Origin of the sequence: Acidocella sp. MX-AZ02 (genome assembly GCF_000306035.1) — a bacterium.
GTDB classification, from domain to species: Bacteria; Pseudomonadota; Alphaproteobacteria; order Acetobacterales; family Acetobacteraceae; genus Acidocella; species Acidocella facilis.
The window spans coordinates 1-2115 of the sequence record NZ_JH976220.1; the positions used below are offsets into that span (position 1 = coordinate 1).

The 2115-nt window shown below is 50.2% G+C and carries 2 protein-coding genes; both read right to left on the reverse strand.

Features of this window, described 5'->3' with window-relative positions:
• Positions 1-121 precede the first annotated feature (121 nt).
• Positions 122-964: a hypothetical protein gene (locus tag MXAZACID_RS17145; RefSeq protein WP_008495819.1), complete on the reverse strand. Its 843-nt coding sequence runs from the start codon at positions 962-964 to the stop codon at positions 122-124.
• A gap of 397 nt (positions 965-1361) precedes the next feature.
• A partial coding sequence (locus tag MXAZACID_RS17150; RefSeq protein ID WP_039885791.1) for a hypothetical protein occupies positions 1362-2115 on the reverse strand: 754 nt, incomplete at its 5' end.

Below are 2115 nucleotides of genomic sequence, written 5' to 3' on the forward strand. Positions count from 1 at the left end.
GACATTATCAGATATAGAGATCCAGGGTTGATTATCCTGCTTATTTTATCCACCCAAGGGAACTCCAGTCTGCAAGTTATTCTTGCTTCCTTACGGACCACAACACCTCCGCTCAGACGCTTTACCCGCCTTCCGCCTTTTCCGATGTGTTCGCCGTTGCACCACTGGCCTGCTCCGGCGCAGACAAGAGAAATTGCTCCGGCTTATGCGTGTCATGCATCGAAGCTAACCCTGTACGCGCCCATCGCTCGTAATCTATTGCCGCATGCCAGGCATCACTAGGTGCCGACACGGCTTCCAAAAGCGCTGTAACAACCGCAAGCGCTGTTGCGACCTTCTTCAATCGTCCGGCCTTTAGCGCGCCTTGGGCCACAACTTTTGTCGCCGTTGCTGTTACAATCATCTGTCGAGATAGACCTTCATGGCCAAAAAACTCAAAATATTTCAGAATGAACTCGACTCTTTGGTATCCTTCCAATAATGCCTGCTTTTCCCAGACTTTTAGATCACCACTCTCTGCAATCTCAGTCAGGGCCTCCCGGACAGACAATATCGCGGTTTCGCGTTCCTCATCTGATAGTCTCTTGAGCGGGATATAATTTCGCATAGCGAAACTGAACATGCGAAATGCAGTTGCATCCTCTGCTTTTATCGAATTGGCCAAGGCATCCTTCCATGCAGAACCAAGCTTTGGCAGACTTAAAACGTCAGAAAGCCGGTGAATTGCTGCCGTCACAAGGTCTTTTATGTCCTTCGTAATTTCCGGCCCCGTAAATTCGTTTACATGAATCGCTAGTTTTGCCAACCTGTTCCTGACTATCGCCAGAAGCTCCATAATTTCCGCCGACTCTGGTCGCAAATTGGTGCCGTTGGCCAAGGCCATCCAGACCGGCGGAGGGGAGTTGGGGTTATGATTCGGTGGCGCAAAGTTCCGAAGATGGTCGATCAGTTCAGCAATCTCCATAGCGGGATCTGTTATTGTGACGGACATATTTACCTTGTTCTAGTTTAAGATTAGCTGGGACTTTAGTGACGGACAGTATTTCTCTGAGCTTAGTCCCACTATTCCGAGGTCGGAAGGTAGGGGGCTCAATCATGGCAGAGTCCCGGACCGGGCTCTAGCGAACGTAGTGCGGGCAATGCCCGCCATCAGCGTGTTAACGTTTTTTTTGTAAAACAAACTCTGGAATGGACGGCGGGCGTTGTCCGCCCTTTCATCGCGTGTCCACTTTCGGTCACGCCGAAAATTGGCCGGAACAGCGACAATGGGCGCGTTCTTTCCGGCTAATATTTTAGACAACCTGAGCCGGCAGCGGACAGAGCTCTTTCAGCTAAAATATATGATAACAGCCATTGTCTTCCTAAGGTGTCGGAATGTCGAAGGCCAACACCGCCAGGTGAAGTTCACGCGACTCGTCGCCGTTCTGACGGAAAATATATCGGAACGATGTCTCCTCTGAAGGCGGTAGGGCACGCTTGAAGTTTTGGTGTTTCTCGGTGATCTCGCGGATTGTAGATAGGACCTCGGAAAAATTTTTGTTTCTATTAAAGATGATGACAGCAGCTTTGGTATCACGCCAAGTTAAGTAAGATAGCAGTTGGTCGATGGTCTCCATATAGCCTTTCTGGCCGTGCCAGAACTTGCATTCACCGATAAAGACGTTTTTCTCTCCAGACCGGATCAATATATCGGTCTTACCAGCCGCATTAAAGGTCTCTCCGGTTGCTGACTCATAATGGCCATTCAGATGCACCAGGATGTTGTCGCGAAGCGCTTCTTCGCCCAGCTTGGAGAAGGTTGAGGGATTGCGCTCGAATACAACGGCCACCTTCCCAATGATGTTAAGTATATGATCAAATTCAGCTGCATCAAGAGCAGGTTCGGGCTTAAACGTTTGCTTTGGTAACGGGGGTGGAGCGAGGCTTATCTTTCGGCGGACTTCGGGAGCCGCATAAGTTAGCGCGTCGTCCGCACGACGCTTCATCGGCAAACCAATGCTTGCCACGACATTATTCTGAGCCATGAGTCGCTGTTTTCTATCCACTAAAGCCTGCCGCGCAAAAGAGGGCAGTCTCTGATTCCAGGCATCGAAATCTCGGCGTAACCATCCTAGC

Coding starts and splice junctions, on each gene's coding strand:
- MXAZACID_RS17145 (WP_008495819.1), bottom strand. CDS start 964: ATGGAGATTGCTGAACTGATCGACCATCTTCGGAACTTTGCGCCACCG.